The sequence below is a fragment of the Acinetobacter sp. NPDC052428 genome (genome assembly GCF_044547685.1).
GTDB classification, from domain to species: Bacteria; Pseudomonadota; Gammaproteobacteria; order Pseudomonadales; family Moraxellaceae; genus Acinetobacter; species Acinetobacter lwoffii_G.
The window spans coordinates 33939-56301 of the sequence record NZ_JBIUAT010000003.1; the positions used below are offsets into that span (position 1 = coordinate 33939).

General features: G+C 40.2%; 22 protein-coding genes. 3 read left to right on the forward strand and 19 right to left on the reverse strand.

The genetic code is table 11. The annotated features are described in order from the left end of the window. Nucleotides 1–122: 122 nt before the first annotated feature. The 14 genes from bamB to ACIG3F_RS03355 all read right to left on the reverse strand — a co-directional run bounded on the left by bamB (nt 123) and on the right by ACIG3F_RS03355 (nt 14450). Nucleotides 123–1271 (reverse strand): outer membrane protein assembly factor BamB, encoded by a 1149-nt coding sequence (gene bamB, locus ACIG3F_RS03290; protein ID WP_004733039.1) that lies wholly within the window; start codon nt 1269–1271, stop codon nt 123–125. Further along, nucleotides 1268–1966 (reverse strand): tetratricopeptide repeat protein, encoded by a 699-nt coding sequence (locus tag ACIG3F_RS03295; protein ID WP_180087087.1) that lies wholly within the window; start codon nt 1964–1966, stop codon nt 1268–1270. The genes bamB and ACIG3F_RS03295 overlap by 4 nt, the downstream gene beginning before the upstream one ends. Before the next feature lie 30 nt (nt 1967–1996). Next, complete coding sequence (hisS, locus tag ACIG3F_RS03300; RefSeq protein WP_180087088.1) at nt 1997–3292, reverse strand: histidine--tRNA ligase; 1296 nt, start codon at nt 3290–3292, stop codon at nt 1997–1999. A gap of 3 nt (nt 3293–3295) precedes the next feature. Further along, nucleotides 3296–4417: a flavodoxin-dependent (E)-4-hydroxy-3-methylbut-2-enyl-diphosphate synthase gene (gene ispG, locus ACIG3F_RS03305; protein ID WP_396469376.1), complete on the reverse strand. Its 1122-nt coding sequence runs from the start codon at nt 4415–4417 to the stop codon at nt 3296–3298. Nucleotides 4418–4440: 23 nt separating this feature from the next. After that, nucleotides 4441–5232: a helix-turn-helix domain-containing protein gene (locus tag ACIG3F_RS03310; RefSeq protein WP_396469377.1), complete on the reverse strand. Its 792-nt coding sequence runs from the start codon at nt 5230–5232 to the stop codon at nt 4441–4443. Then, nucleotides 5223–6023 carry a type IV pilus biogenesis/stability protein PilW gene (pilW, locus tag ACIG3F_RS03315; RefSeq protein ID WP_396469378.1) on the reverse strand — a complete coding sequence of 267 codons (801 nt, stop codon included), beginning with the start codon at nt 6021–6023 and terminating at the stop codon, nt 5223–5225. The genes ACIG3F_RS03310 and pilW overlap by 10 nt, the downstream gene beginning before the upstream one ends. 14 nt (nt 6024–6037) lie before the next feature. Next, nucleotides 6038–7273, reverse strand: coding sequence for a 23S rRNA (adenine(2503)-C(2))-methyltransferase RlmN (gene rlmN, locus ACIG3F_RS03320; protein ID WP_004278358.1), 1236 nt, complete (start codon nt 7271–7273; stop codon nt 6038–6040). A 122-nt stretch (nt 7274–7395) separates the two neighbouring features. After that, nucleotides 7396–7827: a nucleoside-diphosphate kinase gene (gene ndk, locus ACIG3F_RS03325; RefSeq protein ID WP_004647460.1), complete on the reverse strand. Its 432-nt coding sequence runs from the start codon at nt 7825–7827 to the stop codon at nt 7396–7398. 110 nt (nt 7828–7937) lie between these two features. Beyond that, on the reverse strand, nt 7938–8138 hold the full coding sequence (gene iscX / locus ACIG3F_RS03330; protein WP_004278360.1) for a Fe-S cluster assembly protein IscX: 201 nt from the start codon (nt 8136–8138) through the stop codon (nt 7938–7940). 87 nt (nt 8139–8225) lie between these two features. After that, nucleotides 8226–8777 (reverse strand): phosphatase PAP2 family protein, encoded by a 552-nt coding sequence (locus ACIG3F_RS03335; protein WP_004278361.1) that lies wholly within the window; start codon nt 8775–8777, stop codon nt 8226–8228. A 20-nt stretch (nt 8778–8797) separates the two neighbouring features. Beyond that, entirely contained in the window at nt 8798–10078 is a 1281-nt protein-coding gene (locus ACIG3F_RS03340; protein ID WP_184412636.1) for a glycosyltransferase family 1 protein, read from the reverse strand. A gap of 699 nt (nt 10079–10777) precedes the next feature. Then, nucleotides 10778–13114: a fimbria/pilus outer membrane usher protein gene (locus ACIG3F_RS03345; RefSeq protein WP_396469379.1), complete on the reverse strand. Its 2337-nt coding sequence runs from the start codon at nt 13112–13114 to the stop codon at nt 10778–10780. A 22-nt stretch (nt 13115–13136) separates the two neighbouring features. Next, nucleotides 13137–13841 carry a molecular chaperone gene (locus ACIG3F_RS03350; RefSeq protein ID WP_396469380.1) on the reverse strand — a complete coding sequence of 235 codons (705 nt, stop codon included), beginning with the start codon at nt 13839–13841 and terminating at the stop codon, nt 13137–13139. 75 nt (nt 13842–13916) lie between these two features. Next, nucleotides 13917–14450 carry a hypothetical protein gene (locus tag ACIG3F_RS03355; protein WP_071850440.1) on the reverse strand — a complete coding sequence of 178 codons (534 nt, stop codon included), beginning with the start codon at nt 14448–14450 and terminating at the stop codon, nt 13917–13919. Nucleotides 14451–15161: 711 nt separating this feature from the next. Here ACIG3F_RS03355 and ACIG3F_RS03360 point away from each other — a divergent pair. Beyond that, complete coding sequence (locus ACIG3F_RS03360) at nt 15162–15386, forward strand: transposase family protein (protein WP_373687391.1); 225 nt, start codon at nt 15162–15164, stop codon at nt 15384–15386. A 30-nt stretch (nt 15387–15416) separates the two neighbouring features. Here the strand turns inward: ACIG3F_RS03360 and ACIG3F_RS03365 are convergent, their stop codons facing one another. Further along, complete coding sequence (locus tag ACIG3F_RS03365) at nt 15417–15878, reverse strand: DUF2971 domain-containing protein (protein ID WP_396469381.1); 462 nt, start codon at nt 15876–15878, stop codon at nt 15417–15419. 5 nt (nt 15879–15883) lie between these two features. Continuing rightward, entirely contained in the window at nt 15884–16261 is a 378-nt protein-coding gene (locus tag ACIG3F_RS03370; protein WP_396469382.1) for a DUF2971 domain-containing protein, read from the reverse strand. Nucleotides 16262–16487: 226 nt separating this feature from the next. On the opposite strand from ACIG3F_RS03370, the gene ACIG3F_RS03375 reads away from it, so the two are divergent. Then, nucleotides 16488–17462: a transposase gene (locus tag ACIG3F_RS03375; RefSeq protein ID WP_180037910.1), complete on the forward strand. Its 975-nt coding sequence runs from the start codon at nt 16488–16490 to the stop codon at nt 17460–17462. A gap of 455 nt (nt 17463–17917) precedes the next feature. On the opposite strand, the gene ilvC is transcribed toward ACIG3F_RS03375, so the two are convergent. The 3 genes from ilvC to ACIG3F_RS03390 all read right to left on the reverse strand — a co-directional run bounded on the left by ilvC (nt 17918) and on the right by ACIG3F_RS03390 (nt 21256). Next, nucleotides 17918–18934, reverse strand: coding sequence for a ketol-acid reductoisomerase (ilvC, locus tag ACIG3F_RS03380; protein WP_004278368.1), 1017 nt, complete (start codon nt 18932–18934; stop codon nt 17918–17920). A 106-nt stretch (nt 18935–19040) separates the two neighbouring features. Next, on the reverse strand, nt 19041–19532 hold the full coding sequence (gene ilvN, locus ACIG3F_RS03385; RefSeq protein ID WP_004278369.1) for an acetolactate synthase small subunit: 492 nt from the start codon (nt 19530–19532) through the stop codon (nt 19041–19043). Then, entirely contained in the window at nt 19529–21256 is a 1728-nt protein-coding gene (locus ACIG3F_RS03390) for an acetolactate synthase 3 large subunit (RefSeq protein ID WP_396469383.1), read from the reverse strand. Before ACIG3F_RS03390 ends, ilvN begins: the two co-directional genes overlap by 4 nt. Before the next feature lie 686 nt (nt 21257–21942). On the opposite strand from ACIG3F_RS03390, the gene ACIG3F_RS03395 reads away from it, so the two are divergent. Continuing rightward, entirely contained in the window at nt 21943–22296 is a 354-nt protein-coding gene (locus ACIG3F_RS03395; protein WP_396469384.1) for a DUF4124 domain-containing protein, read from the forward strand. Nucleotides 22297–22363 lie beyond the last annotated feature (67 nt).

Consider the following 22363-nt stretch of genomic DNA (forward strand, 5'->3'; position numbering starts at 1 on the left):
AGAAAGCATAGGAAGATATAAGGGGTAAATACCCTAAATAAAAACACGGGGCATTGATTTTTCAATCACCCCGCGTTCACAAAAATACGGTTGTGGCTAGTTTAGCATAAGGCTCGTTAAAATTAACGGTTCTGCCAAATGCTTAATGCGCCCTTGCGTGTAGAAACATAAAGCTGGTTGTCGATGACTCGTAAGCTACGCACTTCCCCAGAGGTTTTCGAACGACCAGTAATCTGTCCGGTACGCGGATCAATCAGGTGCAAGACACCATCCAGATCGCCGACTACAAGATCAGTACCTAGCATCACCGGATTACTTAACTTGCGATTCAGCAACTGGTCATTTTCCCAAAGCGGTTGACCCGAGGTAATTTCAAAGGCTTTGATTTTGCCATCGGTTTGCGCCACAAATACACCATTGCCCACAACTTCTGGACGCTGGATACTGCTGGCATCTTCACTCCAGACCACCTGTTGTGAAGCTAAATCCAGCACAGTCACCTGACCTTGATAACTGGTGGTCACCACAAACTGGCCTGCAACGACCGGTTCCCCGTCAATATCAACCAGACGCTGGATATCAGAACGCCCATCCGACACTGCGACACGACGCTGTAATTTTGGCACACCGCTTAAGGCATCCAGTGCATAGATATAAGCATTGGAAGATGCAATCAGTACATTACGAGCATCTAATGCAACAGGTGCAGCCATGCCACGCAGGCTGAATTGTACATTAGGTAAGTTATAAGTCCAAACTTGCGCACCCGTCGCAATTTCATGCGCATATACTGTGCCGTCATTGCTCACGCTAATGACACGACCAGCATGAATTAATGAAGGTGCCAGTAAAGCACCCGTCAATTGCGCAGTCCATTTTTGCTCGCCGGTTTGCTGATCCAGCGCAAACAGCTGACCTTTCTGGTTACCCACGACAACAAGACCTTCAGCAGCTTCAACACCAGAACTTAAATTGTCTTTGCTGACTTTTTTCTGCCACAGACGCTGTTTGCCTTTAAATGCAGACACTTCGCCTTTCGGATCAATTGCAAAGACCACACCATTATCTGCATCCAGACGTAAACGCAACGGATCAGCAGCATCTGTCGAAGCCACACTGGTGGAAAATACAGGGACCAGGGTTTTGGCTTGAGTCAGTTTTGGAAGTGGATTCGGTTTTACTTCTGGAACTTTATTGGTTTTACCCGCACAGCCAGCCAATGCAAGCGTTAAAACAGTCAAGGCACAGGTAATTTTGTATTTTCTATTCATTCAGCTTCTTCCGCTTGTGTTTCTATAATTGGGCGTTCGATTTCCGGATCATCGACCAATACGCCTACGCTTTCGAGCTTAATTTGTAAAATCTGACGTTCTTCTTTACGTTCAATCAAAGCATCCCATGCACTTTGATATACTTTTTTAGCATTTTCAATATCATTTTTGGCAACATAGATATCGCCACGTGCTTCATCGGCAGTTGCTTTAAATGCAGGCTCAGTAACCGCTTCTAAAGTTTTCAATGCAGCATCATATTTTTTCTGTGCCAGTTGTGCATAAGCCAGACGAAGTTTGACGACCTGAACCAGACCTTTATCGTCTACTTTCGAGTTTTCAACTTTCTGTAGCGCTTTCTCGGCCGCAGCATAATCTTCTTTTTCATAAGCCAATTTCGCCATCATCAGCTGGGTCTGAATCGCCTGTGCTGAATCAGGTGCTTCCTTGACAATCTTGTCCGCTGCTTCAGACAACTTGGCAAAACCATCACCTTTCGATGCCTGTGCATCATCCATCAACTGCTGAACCTTGGCAGTGTGCATTTGCGACTCTGCCAGGTTTTTCTTCTGCCAATATTCCCATCCAAAAAAGGCAATCAGCGCAATTAAAATCCCGGTAATCATCGAAGAACCATATTTCTTCGTAAAGGATTTTAAGCTTTCAAACTGTTCATCACCACTCATTGCGCTCATGAGATTACCCTTTTCCTAATGTTTTATCGATTATTTTGAAGAAATTTTAGTACTAAAAAATGCAACGAAGTCCGTAAATGGTACATTCGATTGCTCTGCGGTTGCCAGCTCTTTCACAGTAAACGCCTGAGCTTCCAGTTCACGCTCACCCAAAATCGCCGCATAAAAAGCACCGGCTTGATCGGCCTTTTTCATTTGCGATTTCATTGAACCTTGTGAGCCTACTTTCAGTCGAACCTGACTGCCTGCTGCTTCAAGCTGATCACGAATCTGCTCCGCAATGACCAAAGCTTTACCTTGAGAAGCGGGCTCAGCCACCAAGAATACTTCACAATCACGTGTCGGGGTATTGTCTTCAACCTGTTCCAGCAGAAGCAATAAACGCTCGATACCCATCGCAAAACCAACCGCAGGGACAGACTGATCTGCTTTTCCTTTGAGTTGACCCACTAGACCGTCATAACGGCCACCGGCACAAACTGTACCTTGTGAACCCAAATGGGTTGTGGTCCATTCAAAAACAGTTTTGTTGTAATAGTCCAGACCGCGTACCAGTTTTTGATTGATCACGAAGCTCACGCCTGCATCAGTCAAATACTGCTGTAACTGGGCAAAATGCGCCAGCGTTTCTTCACCCATAAAATCATGAAGTTTCGGTGCATTTTCCAGGATGTTTTGTGTCTTGGCATCTTTAGAATCCAGAATACGCAGTGGATTCGTGGTCAGACGGCGCTGAGAATCTTCATCCAGATCAGCTTTATGCGACTCTAAAAACTCAACCAGCGCCGCACGATAGGCTGCACGCTCATCCGACTCACCGAGTGTATTTAACTCAAGCTGAACCTTGTCTGCCACACCCATACGTTTCCACAGACGTGCTGTCATCAGGATCAGTTCTGCATCCATGTCCGGAGTCGCCACACCAAAAGTTTCTACACCAAACTGGTGGAACTGACGGTAACGGCCTTTTTGCGGTTTTTCATAACGGAACATGGGTCCGATATACCAAACACGAGGCGTCGCACCACGCAGCAGGTTATGCTCCAGCATGGCACGTACACAACCTGCCGTTCCTTCAGGACGTAGTGTCAAAGACTCAGGTGGATTACCCTTGTCGAGGAAGGTATACATCTCTTTTTCAACGATATCGGTTGCATCACCGATCGAACGTTTAAACAAATTAGTCTGTTCTACGATAGGCAAACGAATTTGTTGATAGCCATAGGCATCCATCAAACCGGATAGATGCTGTTCAAGACGTCTCCAAGCTGGGGTTTGCGTTGGGAGAATGTCATTAAAACCTTTGATTGCGACGATTGAACTCATGATCTACTCAGGAAAACTTGTACGAATAATTTCTTTAGATTTAGCTTCTTCAAGCTCGGTAACACGTTGACGAACCATGGTTTCGATTTCATCAACCAATTGATTCGTGTCAATTAAATGGCTCTTTTCACCATTACGGTATACTAGTGAACGTGGTGCTGCACCTACAACACCAATATCCGCTTCTTTGGCTTCGCCCGGCCCATTCACCTTACACCCGATCACGGACACATCCATTGGAGTACGAATATCTTCTAAACGCTCTTCAAGTTGCTGCATCACCGAAATCACATTAAATTCCTGACGTGAACAGCTTGGGCAGGCAATGAAGTTAATCCCGTTGGAGCGCAGACCCAGCGATTTCAGAATATCAAAACCAATTTTAATTTCTTCTTCAGGCTCGGTAGCTAAGGAAATACGCATGGTATCCCCGATGCCTTCCATCAGCAGGCCACCCAAAGCGATCGCAGATTTAACCGAACCGGTACGGTAAATACCTGCTTCTGTGACACCCAGATGGAGCGGATTATCAATTTGCTGTGACAGCAAACGATACGCATCCATGGTCAGAAACACATTCGATGCTTTGACTGAAATTTTAAATTCCTGGAAATCCAGACGGTCTAGAATATCGATATGACGCATTGCAGATTCAAGCAGTGCTTGACCAGTCGGCTCGCCATATTTCTTTTGAATATCTTTTTCCAGGGAGCCGGCATTGACACCGATCCGCATGGAAATGTCGTTATGACGTGCCGCGGCCACCACTTCACGGATTTTCGCTTCCGAACCGATATTGCCCGGGTTAATCCGCAGGCAGTCTGCACCCAAATCGGCAACTGCCAAAGCAATTTTATAATCGAAGTGAATATCCGCCACCAAAGGTACATTGACCTGCTTGCGAATTTCACCAAATGCCGCCGCCGCTTCCATGGTAGGCACAGAAACCCGCATGATGTCCGCGCCTGCATCGACGCAGCGCTGGATCTGAGCAACCGTAGCTGCTACATCACAGGTTTCAGTATTGGTCATCGACTGGATACTGATTGGTGCATCACCACCCACATAAACTGAACCCACACGAATTTTACGTGTTGGACGACGTTTAATTGGATTTACGATCATCGTTCTGCTCTACTCTTGATCTGTTAAGGTGATAAACGGAATTCTGCTTTTCCGTTCACAGTGTAGGGTGACAATGAAATATTTTCATTATTTAAACTGAGTGATACAGCCGATGCATCATCCAGACGAATCTGGAATGGTGCTTCACCATTCAGTTGCAAGCTCGATGCCTGACGGCCAGTTGCCAGAACATTACCCGCCGAGTCGACAATATGCACCGAAGTCGGACGGTTAAAATCAAGCTTCAGCTGATCACCGTAAAGTGCGGCACCTGTATCCAGATTCAGAATCTCGACATTAGAAGCGCCTACTCCAGAGACTTCACTGCTATTTTGGGAATTACTACTCGACCAGTTCTGAATCATGGCAAACAGTGCGCCCAAAATCAGCAAAAGTACCAGCGTAATAAAAATGCGCTTTAACCACTTACGATTACGGTCACGCTTGGAACCTGGTAATTTCCCCATAATTTTAATTGGAGAATTGTTCAGGGCATGATTCGGCAGCAACCCGGTATCATTGGTATAGATTTCATCAAAACGCTGAATAATACTAGACGCATCTACACCCAGAAATTTGGCATAAGTCCGGTAATAACCTTTGATAAAGGTCGCTTCTGGCAAAGATTTGTATTCATCCTGCTCAAGAGCAGTCAGGGTTTTGACCGGAATATTCAGCTCTTTCGCTACATCTTCCAGATTACGTTGCTGATTGATACGAATCTGGCGCAAGTACTCGCCCGGACGTTGAATATTTCCTAACGCATTTGGAGCTACGCTCGAATGATTCGATGGTGAATTAGGATTTACTTCCATACGGCCTCAGTACTGTACTGTAATTGCAAATAACGTTGGTATTCCTGGCTTTCAGGAAAGAATGCACGTAACTGGTTGACCAATACCTGCATACCCAACTGATCACCTCCGGCACGCGCAGTGCGAATGCCAATCCAGAGTGCACGGGCACCCTGATTTTTCTGCCCCACACCACGCACAAACTGTTGATGCATTTGTGTCGCTGCCGGGAACTGCTGGTTCAAATAAAATATTTCTGCCAACTCTAACATTGAAATATAGGAATCGCGATTGGCTTGTAGCGCCTGTTTGAATGATTTTTCAGCATTTGCTGTATCACCCAGTTTCAGGTAAATCCGCCCCATATTTTCCAGTGCGCGGAATCGCTGATCATAACCCAACGTGGCACCAGCAATTTGAAACTGCTCGATTGCATCATTATAGCGTTCAAGCTGATATAAATAAGTGCCGTAATTATTTCGCGCCTGCGCATTTTTCGGATCTGCCGAAATCGCACGCTTGAAATAATGATCTGCTTTTTCGAGATTAAGCTTACTACCTTCCTGTTGCAGTAGCACGCCCATCATCATATTCGCTTGAGAATCACGCGGACTGCTTTCAAGTGCCTGATCCAGCGCACGTTTAGCTGCATCCAGGTCACCTGTTCTCAGATATTCTACCGCCAATTGGGTACGGACTTTGGTGGCCTTTTCAGGGTCTTTCTGACCCAGATCTGGCGTCTGACACGCGACTAAAACCAAAGACACACATACTGTTGAAATCAAAGCAAACTTTGATGTTAGATTTCTCAACTGGCGACCTCTTATTATCCTTGTGAGCGCATGATCTCATTCGATTGCGCAATTTTCTTTTTCCACTGTTCCGCACGACGGGTACGGTCAGCAACTTGTCCGACTAACTGTCCACACGCGGCATCAATGTCATCACCGCGTGTCTGACGAATCGTACACACAAAACCGGCATCAGACAAAGTTTTTTGGAAAGAAATAATCCGGTTGCGGCTTGAGCGGCCATATGGCGCATGCGGGAACGGATTAAAAGGAATCAAATTAATCTTGCTTGGCAAATTCTTCAACAGCTTAATCATTTGCTGAGCATGTTCAGGATGGTCATTCACGCCATCTAACATCACATATTCAATCGTCACATGTTTACGTGAACTTTCGTTACCATCTTTAGCAATATAGCGCTGACATGCAGCAATCAGCTGCTCAAGCGGATATTTTTTATTGATCGGCACCAGCTCGTTACGCAGTTCATCATTTGGCGCATGCAATGAAATAGCCAGCGCCACGTCAATATCTTTGACCATCTGATCGATTTTCGGTACCACACCAGAAGTCGATAAAGTCACACGACGTTTTGACATGCCGTATGCAAAGTCATCCAGCATAATACGCATTGAATTCAATACTGCATCGTAGTTGAGCAATGGCTCGCCCATGCCCATCATCACCACGTTCGTGACTGAACGTTCACGCTCAAGTACAGGCACATCTTCCATATAGGAATAGTTCGCCATCCAGAGCTGACCGATAATTTCGGCTTGAGTCAAATCACGCTGGAAACCCTGTTTACCGGTTGAGCAGAATGAACAGTCCAGTGCACAGCCCACTTGTGAAGAAATACACAAAGTGCGACGTAAACCACTGCGATGTTCAGCAGGAATCAATACGGTTTCGACGAGGGAACCTTCACCGTCGCCAACACGGAATACCCATTTACGGGTACCATCTTTAGAATAGTTTTTATGCACCACTTCAGGCGCTTTAATTTCACAAATCTTTTCCAGTTTTTCACGCAGTTTGCCGGAAATATTGGTCATTTCAGCAAAATCAGTCACAAAGAACTGGTGAATCCATTTCATCACCTGCCCGGCACGAAACTTCTTCTCACCCATGTCCTCAAAGAATTTTTCCATTTGCGGACGTGACATGCCAAGTAAATTCACTTTCTCGACAGTATTTGCCTGTGCTGGAGCGGATGGAGTGTGTTGCTGTGGCTCAGAAACTGCTGATACAGCGACTGCTTCAGTACTCATGTGTATTACCTAAACCATGTCTAAAGATGAAAGGAGAAGCTCAATATGTGAGCAAAGAATTATTCAGAGAATAAAAAAACCAGATAAGTATAATAACACTTATCTGGCTTGAATACTGCGAATTAACGAGTACGTGGAGCAATCTCAGTTTGAGCGAAGAAGTAGTTAACTTCACGATCAGCAGATGCTACAGAGTCAGAACCGTGAGCAGCGTTTTCATCGATGCTTACAGCGAAATCTGCACGGATAGTACCAGGAGCAGCTTCTTTAGGATTCGTCGCACCAAGGATGTCACGGTGAGCAAGAACAGCGTTTTCGCCTTCAAGAACTGAAACAACAACTGGACCAGAAGTCATAAATGCAACTAGGTCAGCAAAGAAACCACGTTCTTTGTGCTCAGCATAGAAGCCTTCAGCTTCAGCTTGAGTCAAATGTTTCATTTTAGTTGCAACAATTTGAAGACCAGCTTTCTCGAAACGAGCAAAGATGTCGCCGATGTGGTTTTTAGCAACTGCGTCTGGTTTAACGATAGATAAAGTACGTTCGATAGCCATGATAGGCTCCTTAAGTCAATTGTTGACATGAAAATTTGGCGCATTATACCGAGATAATGCGCATTTTTCTGCTTTTCATCTGTAAAAAAATGCTTTTTTAAGATGAGGCCTTAGCGTGCCTCGTCAATCCATGCCATTTGAATGGCTTCAAGCAAACCTTCAGTCGACTTGGTTGGATCATCTTCAAACTCAGGCAAAGCACACACCCAGGCATGTAAATCAGTAAAACGAATCCACTGCGGGTCCACATCTGGATGCGCTTCATAGAGTTCAATCGCGATATCGAGCGTGTCAGTCCAACGTAAACCCATCTCTATTTCTCACCATAATTGCTTTGATGCTGTACTTTAACAAATCTGTGAAAATCTGCGAGCCTTTGCTCCGGCTTTCACTTATTTTTACAGCACAATATTCAGATAAGGCGCGGTCAGGACAATGGCAATTGCCATCATGCCACCCAGAATTGCGCCAACTGCCACATCACTTGGATAATGCAATCCCAGCACCATTCGGGACACTGCGACCAGAACCGTAAAAGGCAACATCAGCATCAGTAATAAAGGTGCGACATAACCTAAAACGGTGGTTGCCATCACGGCATGCAAGGTATGCCCGGAAGGAAAACTGAAATGATCCAGTGGATGCTCACCCAAACGGATCACTTGATGTACCTGATAAGGACGTGGTCGTACAGTTTTGATTTTAAGCACCTTGTAAATCATAGTACCTATAGTACTTCCCAAAATCAGATAAACAATCTGCACGGTATAGATCAAGCCTTGCATGATCCAAACCAGTATCAGCATGAAATACCAAAATGCACCATTTCCTAAGCGGCTAATCATTTTAAAAAAAGTGGCAATACGGACTGAATGCGAAAAATGATTCAGATAAACACAGCCTTTCAAATCGATTTCTAAAAATTTAATCTTTACATTCTGGAGTTTCACACTGGTGCTCCTTTCTTGTTTTATATCCTGTATTCCTGATGCTGTACCAGTGAATACAGTGCCTGTTCAAATTGCCGGACCGGATATTGCCAGCCTACTTTTTCGGCTTTTTTACGTGCTTGCGCGCCCATCTGCTGTAATCTTTGCAGATCAGGCAGTCCGAGCATCTGCTGAATCAAACCCCGCTGATGTCCAAGTCTGCTCAACCATCCCGTTTCACCATGCTGCACATGCAAGTTTGCACAAGCATAATCATAAGCAATCACTGGCAAGCCACTGGCCATCGCTTCCAATACCACATTTCCAAAGGTTTCAACCTGACTGGCAAAACAGAATACATCTGCACTGGCATACGCCGCTGACAGTTTTTCTCCTGTCAAGCTACCGGTAAAAACAATACTGCCATCCTGATTCAGTTGTTGCAGTCGAGTGCGATCCGGCCCATCTCCAACCACTACCAAACGTATATCTTGCTGACGAACTTGGCGCAGCACAAAATAGGTTTTGATCAGCACGTCAATTTCCTTTTCAGGAGAAAGCCGTCCGACATACAACATCACCCGGGTCTCGTTTGAAACTCCCCAAGCATAGCGCAAATCTGGTGATCGCCACTTTGGTGAAAATGTATCTGGATCGACGCCTCTGCCCACAACTGCCAAGGGACAAGTTACACCAAACTGATTTAAGGCTTGAGCCGTACCTCGACTGGGGACACAGGTCAAATCAGTATTGTTATGAAACCACCTTAAATAGCCTTGAATCGGCTTAAGCAAAAAAGCCAAATCAAAAAACCGACTAAATTCTTGAAATGACGAATGGAAACCGCTAGAGACTGGAATTTTATGGAATTTTGCAAGCTGTTGAGCTACCAAACCTAAAGGGCCTTCGGTCACAATGTGAATAATATCGGGGGTAAAAGTTTCAACAGCTTGATGGATTTTTAGAAATTGCGGTCTACCAAACTGCAAATTGCTATATTTAGGAAGGCAATGCGCTTTAACCAGACATTCACTATGTGGTTTAAAATCGTTACAGGCTTGTCGTTGTTCTGGACGTATTAATAAAATCTTATGTCCCTGTTTTTGCAATCCTTTACAAAGTTGCAATAAAGCATGGGCAACACCATTGATTTCAGGAGGCCAGGTTTCAGTCACAATGGCTATTTTGAGACGAGGACGAGTCAACTCTTCCAAAGGCAGGGTCATTTTTGTTTTTTGCTGTCGCAACTGTTTTAAGTCAAAGCTAATATTTTGAAGTGCAGACATTTTTTTCGATAACGCTGAGGTGCAGGGCTGTTCCATATCACACCTATGTGATTATATTTTAAGCTAAAGTCTAATGCTTATTTATTGCATTTTAATGATATTACCCCCCTTCTCTCATTTTATTCGGAAGTTGATGTAGTTATAGAGATATCTAATTAACTTGACTAACAATTAAGAGTAAATTAACTCACCTATTCATAACCATAGCTCATGCCTAAAAAATCCAGTCAGAAAGCTTCAAAATCTGGTTAAAGGACTTAAATAGACCAAAATCCAATTCTCTTTTAAGAGCCAACTAAAAGAATTCAGTAGATAAGATCCACATATAAACTGTCTTTATAAACTCCAGCTGGGGTCAAAGCAGAAGGTTGTTCAGCTAGTTGTACCAATACAATAAATTTACTTAGGCTAGTTGCCGGTTGGGATATCGGCATATTCCAACGGGATGAGGTCGCCCCAGAAATATACATTTGTGTTCTTATTTTATGATTGTGCTCATTAACCAAATAACTACTGCCATTAGTGCTGGTTAAGTTTCTAGAATTAAATTGAATAGCATAACTGCTATCACACCTTACGATAAAAGAAGTCGCAGCTTGGCTCAGATAAGAGGAGTTCAATTTGAGTTCTGATACTGTCGATCGATCAATCTGACAACGTTGGGCATGACTTAGACTGGTCAATAATAGAGAGAACACAAGTACAGTAAATTTAAGTTTCATTATTTTTCATCCTTTATTTACAGATAAGCGTAGATAGTCCGCTTTCTTCTTTTTGATTTTCTGTAACCGTCAATTGTGCAAAGCAAGTTTTAGATTCGGTGCTGATGATTTTAATATTGTAAGTATTTGGAATAAGCCCATATAGAGTGACCGTACCGTCCGATGAGATAGGATAAACCTCCCCACCATCATTATCGATATATAACTCTGAACCGGCTGTGAATTTATGATTATTACTATCTACAGGCAAAATCGTGACCTGTTTTGTATTATATATAGGGAAATTAATAATATACCCCCGCTGATCTAAAGCAGTAAGCCTCTTGGTTGCATAAGGAATCTTAGCTTCGACTGGTAATTGATTCTGATCAAAACCAATATCATAATTTACATAAGGAATAATATCATGAACAAAGGCATAGCCTTTCTTATTCGTTCTATCTACTACAGATAAAGACCTTAAAACATCGACATCCTGATAATCTCCCACACTAACAACAGAAAATGCATTATCAACCAACTTGGTAAAATTGAATTTATTATTAAGAAAAACAACCGCACCACGATAGTTTAATTGTGATTCAGACTCATTATCTCCCTCTATATGATAAAAACCTAAATCCCCAACATCTGTTTTCAATCGCCCATTGAAATTATATAGTGTTTCATCTTCGAGTCTATTTACACCTGTTTCATAGTCAAATCCAACCTGATTAGGATTACTTTTTACAAATTGCAATTTAGTTCTTTCATCTGTTGAATGACTAAAATAAACTGCTTTATCATCATCAAAACTATAGCTAAGTGATAAGACAACTCCAGAATCCCGATCATCACCAAATGAGCTAAAATAACTCAAACCTAGGCTTCCCTTCCTACCTAGCCGACGATTAAACCCTAAATTTAAAGTTTTACGATCATTTTGAAAAAATGAAGGAATCTCATCTTCCACGCGCATTTCTTGCTGATGAAAACTCTGGGCAGCATAATTCAAATAAATATTATGCAAGAGAGGAATATTGCTCATTCCCCCATAAATTAAATATTCATACTTAGGATAACTATAAAAATTATCCAGGTCATCACCTAAATATTTAAAATCTCTTTCTGTATATTTCGCACTTGCACCAAGTGAAACTCTTCCGAAATCCTTTGCAGCAGATAATCCATATGAATAATTAAAATTATTAAGTTCATCATGTGAAGCTTGAACTACACTATCCAAAACCAAATAATGACTAATAGCTTGAGTCCATAGAAAGCCTAAATTTTGCAAGTCTTCGCTATAAGAAAAATTAGAACCAAGTGTTGTCCAATTAGATACCCCATAACGATAATAAAGGTTAGAGAAAAAATTACGATAGTCATTACTTTCTATATTATAGTTATAACGCAACTTTCCTAATGAAACATTATATTCACAAAGATCAGATCTTAATAGCCGATTCGTCACCAGAATAGGAAAACTTTGTACACTCCTATTCCCTAATACATCTTCAACAATAATTTGTGCATTTCCTGCCTGTTGAATTTGTGCACCAGTTTGAAGATTGAAATCACCAGGACTGACTCTTTGGCTATATATACTTACCCCATTAATATACAAATCAACTGTAGAAGGAACACGCGCACTTCCCTGTAAGATTGGAGTATTCCAATAAATAAAATTTGGTCGCTCAGTAAAATTAGTTCCCCAGTTTAAACCGGCAAAACGTAAAGAATTAATTAATGGATTATATACTGTAGTTGTATCTCCTAAAGTAAGCTGAGTCATACTTTTAGGAAATTCAAAGTCAATACTAGTACTGAGTCGAGTAAAATACTCATTCAAAGGATGATTATAATATGCTATTGAGTTCTTAAAAATCCAATAGTCTTTAAAGACACCCAGATCTGTCAGGCCGTTATATAAAGAATTCGTTTCTCTGTCTATTTTTGAATTTAAATAGGTAAAATCATAATTTACGAAACCTCCAAAACTGGCTCTCTCTGGCATAGTCTGCAACTGGGAGATCTGTGTACTTGATTTAAACAGTTGGGTAGGTATGGTGAGATTAATTGTTTGCTTAGAGGCATCGAAATTAGATTGAATATTCCGGTCCGAAATAAGACAAAACTCATCCCGAGAAGCCATTTTTGATAATTTAGATATATCAATATCTCGTTCCGACAATATATTGCACTCTATGTAAAAATTATCATCACTTTTTATTAAAATAATATCTATATTATGATCAAGCTCGTTTATCCAAAGATTAGCAAAAAATTCATCATCAGGATTCTGGTTAGCATTAGCATTACATAAGAATAAAATATTAACTAGAATAATTATTTTTCTATTTAACTGCATAATATAATCCTTAATTATAATTTTAATCCATAAGCTTTAACTCTATTTCCTCATGCGACTTATCTGTCATTACTTTAACAAAATAATTACGAGGATTATTTATTTTAACGCCTTCCAACTCATAAAAAATACTCTTATCTTTAAGCGCATATTTCATATTATTACTAGTAAAAACTTCTTTCTTATTAGAATCTAAAATTTGTAACTTTGAAATTTGAATATGAGATTCTGCTTTATTTTTAACTATAAGCTTATCATTCTCAATATTAAAATTTAATTTTAAGTTATCTTGCTTTCCAATAAATAATGGCAGGTTAAAATTCATCAAGAAAGTAATAGATGATTCTTTTACAGGTTGAGGTAATTCCTCAATTACAATGCGCCAGGTACCCTCTTCCCGACCATCCAATACAGATACTATTGGACGATTAAAACCAACACGTATAACTTGTTTCCCATTAGGTTTTAAAATAAAATTTCTTGGATTAATTATAAGAGTATTATCCTTCTCCAACACATCTTCACCTTTATCATTTTGATCCCATTTAAATGCTTTCACCTCAAATATCTTTTTTTCTACTTCATTTATAGACTCTAAAGTGAGTGTTGTTGTTTTTTGTTTTTTATCATTAAATATATACATTTGCACTGGATCAATTGCAACATCCGCCTTCCCGCCAGAAAAATAAAAAAAAGATAAAAAAAATAATATAGTTGTTTTTCTCATATTATAATTTCCATTTAAAAGTATAATGAGGCAACCTAACCCAACATAAATATCAGGTTAGGTTGATTAAATAAATTAGTAGTAAGCTTTAATTAGATAGCGATCGGTATAATTACCTGCTAACTGTGTAGCATCAACTGCAGTATTGGTAACTGCAAGTGTATAATTATCAACTGCTTGACCAGCATGATTTGAATTACCAAATGGAACAGCACCTGCAGCACCTTGTTTAGTCGTCACAATTGTTGTAGCAATTGTTTTAGATGCATCTGTTTCATGTTTAACAAACGTAGTATTATTAGCACCGGCATTTGCAGTTTGTAAATTTAGAACATAAGGGGTATTTGTTGTAATTGAATAATTTGTAGTTTGGGTTCCACCAGCAGCAGATAATACTATTGCATTTCCACCAGTTAAAACACATTTCTTATTAATTTTAAGTGAAATTGGAATTTCTTTTTCACAGCCTAAAGTATTACATTTACTCCAGTCAATTGGTGGTTTAGGAGGATGATAACCACCTCGAGCTGCTTCATCTTCTGCAAAAGATGCCGTAGAACAAGCACCAAGAACTAATGCCGCTAATGCCGATTGTGTAATTTTGTTCATGATTTTCTCCATTTCTTTTTAATAAAAGAATATGTATATGTAGTTATTTTAACGATTACGCTTTAACTCTTATTATTATGAGTAAAGTTAAGTAACCGTTAACTTATCTTATTATCTTTGACCTAAAAATATGCAAAAGTTTATTATTCACAATACTACTCTCTATTTTTGGTTTTTTATTTGTTTTAAAAAATTTAATCCTATACTTATAAAAGGTTAAGACAAAAAATAAATTGATACAATTTAAAAATATTTCTAACTATGTCAAATAAAAAGAATAAAATAATCTTTAAATTTTATAAAAAACAATTAAACCACTAATTTTATTATTTTTTTATAATTTACCTTAACTTACAAAAAAATAAAACAAAGTTACGAAATTTACAAATAGTTGTAAATTATGCAACTTTATTTAAGAAATGTGTGATTTTGTCGAAACTTTTGCTTTCTTTTTCACACATCAAGACTTTTCTTAGCTATGAAAAACTTTCTAAAAAGCAATAATTAATATAAATTAACTAAAAAAACAATATGTTAATATACAATAATCTTCTTTCATAAATAAAAATTGAACACTATTTTGCTTAATATTCGTCCTCTAATTTTCTTGGCATTCGTGCCTAATTTATGAATGAAACACATCGATTCAAAAAGTTTTCAGAAACACAGTTTAAGCGATATACAGGCATATCATGGTCAACTTTTTATTTAATGGTTGATCAATTGAAGAAACATGTTTTAACTCAAGGCAGACCGCCCAAGTTAAGTATTAAGGATCAGATTCTGCTCTGTCTAAGCTATTGGCGAGAATACCGAACCTTATTTCACGTTACTACGAGTTACGGAGTTTCAGAGCCAACAGCCTCAAGAATTGTAGGTCATGTCAAAGATTGGCTGATCAAGTCTGAACTAATACAATTTATAAAAGAACTCTAATATATGAACCGATACCACAATTACAGCTATTTAATCTAAATCAACTGAATTAATAATTTTTCTTTTTAAAGACCATGTTTCTGTATCAACTAAAACAGTGAATAATTCAATATTATTATTCCGACTAAATTCTTTTAACTGTAAAATTTTAGGAACTTTATAACCATCGATTAAATTATCATACTTCCTTCTTTGATCACGATAACTATTTTCCCCAAGATATATCTCAACAAATGCATCTGATGGGATGCTTTTTAAGAATATACTTCTTGAACCAATATATTTTCTTTCCCACTGCTCTCCATCCAACTCAAATCTCTTATCTTCCTTTAAATGATAAGAATGGTATTCCTCACTCCCCAAACATTTCATTACCCTAACCTCCTCTTCATACGCCCAACATAATTGCTTATAAAGAACAGCATGTTTTAGTAATCTCTCATGAGATTCCCACCATATATGATGCTTACTTCCAATTTGCATTAATTGCACGGCATCTATTGAATTAATTGTTGTGGCACTGTATTCACATAAATTATCTCTCCTCTCTGAGCAGGTATCGTATAATTTTCAAAACTTTCTAAACCTGCCTTCTCTATATCAATCCCGATCACCATTCCTTTATGACTATCTGCATAATGAGACCACATTAAAGGATTTAAGGGGGCTAGAGTTAAAGACAATACTGCATATTTATTGATAAACCGACTTCTTACAGCTTGCGTTTCTACACCAACATTTACCGTTTCCCCCATTAAAGCTAAAGCCGTCACCTCAAATGGATCATTAAAATCGCGCGGCAAAGAAAAGCCTAAAGTACTTGTTTCTAATATTTTTAAACCAGCATCAAAGCCAACATATTTATATAAAATCATTAGACCTTGTATCTTGGAGGTTGTAGTGATTAGCTTCCACTATATGCAAATTGTAGAGTTTGTAATAGACCTAAGACTTTTAGTCTGTGCAAGAGATAAAACCTACAATTTGCCCTAACCACTTGCACAACTCTGGACGGTAACTAAGCACTTTGATGCTGCATTCACAAGAAAAGACGGTGCTTATGCTAAAACAATAATTGAATAATTAAAGCAGGTAAAGATTATGTTTTATCTTGGTATTGATGTTGCTAAAGCTAAAATTGATTGCTGTTTAATTTTAGAAAATTCTGCAAATAAAAAGAAAACCAAAACTTTTTCAAATACACCAAAAGGTTTTGAGCAACTTCAAATCTGGCTAAACCAGCATGCTGCAACTTCTACGCAGACCATTATCTTAATGGAAGCAACATCTATTTATCATGAACTCTTGGCTAAATATTTATTTGATGAGGGCTATCAAGTCTCTATAACCAATCCTGCCAGAGCTCGATATTTTGCTCAGAGTATGTCTAAGCTGAATAAAACAGACAAGGTAGATAGTGAGGTTCTAGCTCGATTTGCGATGACTGCCAATCTACATTTTTGGCAACCTTTACCCAAACATATTCAATTGCTGAATGCTTTACTGGATAGAAGAGCTGTTCTTTGTGAAGATTTACAACGTGAAAAGAATCGTTTGGAAAAAGCAGAGTCTACCTTCACGATGGAACCTGTACTTCAGTCTCTCCACAAGAGTATTGAACAGTTAAACAAACATATTCAGGGTATCGACCAACAAATTGATGATCACATTGATCAGAATCCTGATTTAAAAAATGATAAAGAACTGCTCAGCAGTATTCCAGCCATTGCAGATCGAACTAGTTTATTAATGCTCAGTTTCTTGCGCAGTCATACTTTTGAAAGAGCTAGTCAAGCGGCCGCCTTTGTTGGCTTGGTGCCCACTCAAAAGCAGTCAGGTAGCTCCATTCATGGCAGAAGCCATTTATCCAAAGCGGGCTCTTCCAAAATACGTGCCGGTTTATATATAGCAGCCATTGTCGCAACTCGGCATAATCCTCATATTAAAGGGATGAATGAAAGATTATTAGCTAATGGTAAAACCAAAATGATGGCGATTGGAGCTGCAATGAGAAAGTTGGTTCATCTTTGTTATGGTGTACTCAAACACCAACAGCCTTATCAAGCAGATTATTGAGCATGAATTTTCGATAATTTGCTTGACGTTTCAGACGGTATCTCTTGCGTTAGTCAAAATTTAATCAGTGATAAGCGTTGATTTTTAAATAAATATCAAAGTCTAAAATAATACTTTCGCAAGAGGTCTATTATTCTTATCCAATAAAAAACCCCGCTTTGGCAGGGCTTTTATAGCATAAAAATCAGCCAATTAAGAGATTGGTTTTTCTATTTATCAACGATTTTGTTTGCTTGGCTCCAAGATATTAAAAAATGGGGAAAGCACTGCTTTCCCCATTTTTTAAGGCACGTAAACATAGAAATAAAAAAACCACTCAAATTAAGTGGGTTTTCGCATTCAAATCAATTGATTCGAGAAATTAGTTTTTCTCTTTATCTACGATTTTGTTTGCTTGGATCCAAGGTACGAAAAAAGAGGCAAGCGCTGCTTTCCTCTTTTTAAGGCACGAAACCTTAGTTCTTTTCTTTATCTACAATTTTGTTCGCTTGAATCCAAGGCATCATCGCACGTAACTTGTTACCAGTAACTTCGATACCATGAGCAGCATTTTGACGACGACGAGCAGTCATAGATGGGTAGTTCAACGCACCTTCTTGAATAAACATCTTCGCGTATTCGCCAGATTGAATACGTTTAAGCGCATTACGCATTGCTTCACGAGACTGTTCGTTGATTACTTCAGTACCCGTTACATATTCGCCGTATTCAGCGTTGTTTGACACTGAGTAGTTCATGTCCGCGATACCGCCTTCGAACATTAAGTCAACGATCAATTTAAGTTCGTGTAGACATTCGAAATACGCCATTTCTGGTGCATAACCAGCTTCAACCAGAGTTTCGAAGCCCATTTTAACCAATTCAACAGCACCTCCACAAAGAACTGCTTGCTCACCGAAAAGGTCAGTTTCAGTTTCTTCACGGAATGAAGTTTCGATGATACCTGTACGGCCGCCACCTACGCCTGAAGCGTAAGAAAGAGCAACGTTACGCGCATTACCAGAAGCATCTTGGTGAATCGCGATAAGGTCAGGAACACCTGAACCACGTTGGTATTCAGAACGTACGGTGTGACCAGGAGCTTTAGGTGCAACCATGATTACGTCTAAGTCAGCACGTGGAACAACTTGGTTATAAAGAATCGAGAAACCATGAGCAAATGCTAAAGTAGCGCCTTGCTTGATGTTTGGCTCAATTACGTCACGGTAAAGTTGAGATTGGAACTCATCTGGAGTCAAAATCATCACTACGTCAGCTTGTGCTACAGCAGCAGGAACTTCAGCAACTTTAAGACCTGAATTTTCAGCTTTCTTCCAAGAAGCAGAGTTCGCACGTAAACCTACAGTTACGTCAACACCAGAATCTTTCAGGTTAAGCGCATGCGCGTGGCCTTGTGAACCGTAACCAATGATCGCTACTTTCTTAGATTGGATGATAGATAAGTCACAGTCTTTATCGTAAAAAATTTGCATTGCTGTCTCCGCTTAAATGCTTGTTTGTCCGTTAAATCAGGCAATGACCCTTAAATTTACATTGCCTGATACCCTCTTCTTATTCAGATGAGGAAATACTTAAAATTTAGATGGTGAGTACTTTTTCGCCGCGTGCGATACCTGATACACCTGAACGAACCACTTCTAAAATCGTGTGTTCTGCAAGTGCATCAATAAACGCATCCACTTTTTCAGTGGTACCCGCGATTTGAATGGTATAGGTCGTTGGTGTTACATCGACAATCTGACCACGGAAAATATCTGCCGTACGTTTGATTTCGTCACGCGATGAACCCAATGCTTTGACTTTAATCAGCATCAATTCACGCTCAATATGTGCACCTTCAGACAGGTCAACCACTTTCACCACTTCAACCAACTTGTTAAGCTGTTTGGTAATTTGCTCAATCTTGTGATCATCACCATAAGTGGTCAATGTCAAACGTGAAAGCGTTGGATCTTCAGTCGGAGCAACATTCAATGTTTCGATATTGTAGCCACGCTGTGAGAACAAACCCACTAAACGGGAAAGCGCGCCTGATTCGTTTTCTACGAGTACAGAGATAATATGTCTCATTTCGTGCGCTCCCCTTTAGCCAACCACATATCCTGCATCGACTGACCCGCAATCAACATCGGATAAACGTGCTCGGTACGATCTACCATAACGTTAATAAATACGCACTTGTCGTTAATCGCCATCGCTTCTGCAAGCTTCGACTCTAGCTCATCGGCATGATTAATCTGAATACCGACATGACCATAGGCTTCCATCAGTTTGGCAAAATCAGGCAATGAATCTACATAAGAACTTGAATGACGTCCTTCATAGTTCATATCTTGCCACTGCTTCACCATCCCTAAAGACTGGTTATTCAGGCACAGGATTTTTACATTCAGGCCATATTGCTTACAGGTCGACAGTTCCTGGATACACATCTGAATCGATGCTTCACCGGTGATACACACCACTTGCTGTTCCGGGTATGCAAGCTTCGCAGCCATTGCATACGGCAAGCCTACACCCATGGTGCCTAGACCACCTGAGTTGATCCATTGACGTGGACGTTTGTATTTGTAATACATCGCACCAAACATCTGATGCTGACCGACATCAGAAGTAATGATCGCTTCGCCATTGGTCACTTTATCCAATGCCTGAACCACTTGTTGTGGCTTCATCACGCCATCAACACCCGCTTCAAAACGACCGCCATGAACCTTGCGCCATTCATTGATCTGTTTCCACCATGCCGCAATCGCTTCAGGATTTGGCTTAGAAACATTAAGCTGTTTCAACTGGTTCAACATCTCATTCAGTACAGGCTCTACAGCACCGACAATTGGAATGTGCGCCATAATGGTTTTTGAGATTGTCGCTGGGTCGATATCTATATGAATGACTTTAGCATTTGGACAGAATTTTGCAGGATTGTTGGTCACACGGTCATCGAAACGCGCACCCACACACAGAATTACATCTGCATTGTGCATGGTCATGTTAGCTTCATAAGTACCGTGCATACCCAACATACCGATGAACTGTTCATCATCACCCGGGAATGCGCCTAGACCCATCAAGGTATTGGTCACTGGATAACCCAATAAATGCGCCAGTTCTGTCAATTGTGCTGAAGCATTGCCTTGAACTACACCACCGCCTGAGTAAATCACTGGGCGTTTAGCGTTGATTAATTCTTCAATTGCTTTACGAATTTGACCTGAATGACCACGGAATGGTGGCTGATACGAACGCATCTTCACTTTTTCCGGGTATTCGTAAGCAAATTTTTCTGCAGGATTGGTCGCATCCTTTGGAATATCGATCACTACAGGGCCTGGACGACCTGACGACGCGATATAGAAGGCTTTTTTGATAATCGCAGGAATTTCGCTGGCATGACGCACCTGGAAACTATGTTTCACGATTGGACGTGAAATACCGACCATATCAGTTTCCTGGAATGCATCTTCACCAATCAGATGACTCGCAACCTGACCTGACAAAATCACCATCGGGATTGAGTCCATATAGGCCGTTGCAATTGGGGTCACCGTATTGGTTGCGCCCGGACCTGAGGTCACCAGCACAACACCGGTCTTGCCTGTCACGCGTGAGTAAGCATCGGCCATGTGACCGGCAGCCTGTTCGTGACGTACGAGATAATGATTGATTCTGTCTTGTTGAAATAGCGCATCATAAATATGAAGAACTGCGCCGCCTGGGTATCCAAAAACATGTTCAACGCCTTCGTCCGCTAATGCGCGAACAAGCATTTCACCACCAGATAGAAGTTCCAACGTGATTCACCCTAATATTATTCACTGCACAAATGGGAGGCATTTGCAGTGTTTCATTTGTTAACTGTCTGCACTGTTATAGCACACAAAATTCATAGTTTTCATAGCAATAGGAAAAAAATCTGATCTCTTCGCTGTTCGAGCAATACGGGATCTAAAACATGTTGGGATAAACATATTTTGCTTAGCTTTGTTCAATTTCTCGGCTAGAGAAATCGCCCATTGCATGAAATGACACTTAGTCGAAGGGTGATCGATCTAAGGCATATAAAACTATTGCAGCATTCTTGTGTTTTCAGGCTTTAAAGTCAAGTTTAAAAAACAGACAATCCATACTTATAGTGCCTAGATCTGCTGTTTTTAACAGCAATATCAGCTCATAGCCATGCATTGACTGTCTTTTCTATTCATATAATCCAATAAAATTCATAGAGTTAATGGTTTAATTTTATAAATTTTTAATATGTCTTATATAAAAAAAATGAATGAATTTTTATTAAATGAAAGGAAATTGTTTATCAATAATTTTTGTATACGAAGATTTGTCTCTGATTTCTTACACTCCAGGTCGAGCTTATAGAAGCAGTTAACCTCGAATAAAGCAGATAAAAATCCATCATTTTTACTTAAAAAATCACTACAATAATTGCAGTATTCCATGCCTAGCAAGCCGAGGCCCAAGAACAATGAAAATATCTTTTTTAACCGTCTTCAGTTTGAGTTGCGCAGTTGTTTTGAGCATCTGTAGCACTAGCGCTTCCGCGATCCAGTATCATAAATGGGTCGATGCGAAAGGCGTCACGCATTATACCAAGACGCCACCGCCGAAATCTGCAAAAAAAGCCACCACAGTGGATACGTATGGCTGGAAAAATTCAGCACCGACATCCCCTAGAACGGCTGAAACTGAAGTGCAAACCGAGAACACAGCTCAAGAAAAACAGCAACAAGCCCCTCAAGTTCCTGCGAATCAGGACCAGCAGCAACGTGAAGCCAACGAAGCCTTGCAGCAATCTAAAAATCGTGCAGTCGCTTTATAAGACAGCTCTATATAGAACAGCGTGTTTTTTCTTCGGGAAATGCCGGCGCAAAATTCACTTTTAGGTG